Origin of the sequence: Shewanella electrica, assembly GCF_022321485.1 — a bacterium.
Lineage (GTDB): Bacteria > Pseudomonadota > Gammaproteobacteria > Enterobacterales > Shewanellaceae > Shewanella > Shewanella electrica.
The window spans coordinates 1-252 of sequence record NZ_JAKOGG010000533.1; the positions used below are offsets into that span (position 1 = coordinate 1).

General features: G+C 54.4%; 1 protein-coding gene. It reads left to right on the forward strand.

All coding sequences use genetic code 11. The features are described 5' to 3' along the window. Positions 1–11 precede the first annotated feature (11 nt). The coding region (locus L9G74_RS24465) for a hypothetical protein (RefSeq protein WP_238898835.1) at positions 12–252 on the forward strand (241 nt) is incomplete at its 3' end.

Genomic DNA, 252 nt, shown 5'->3' on the forward strand with positions numbered 1-252 from the left:
GTCGATGGCTCATGTCCCAGCACTCGGCTGTAAAAGCCTCCGCTGTCGCCCAGGAAGAATGGGAAAAGGCACAGATGCGCTATGTCTTGCGGTGCCTCGGTCTCGGCATCCTCTACCTCCTTGCCCAGCAAGTCATTGGCTCGCAATACCCTACGTCCTACCTTCTGACGCCAGAGTACGCCGAGCTTCCTTTCCTCAAGCGAATCTTCATCATGACTGTCAGCGGCAAGTTTGTATTTGGCAAGTATCTTG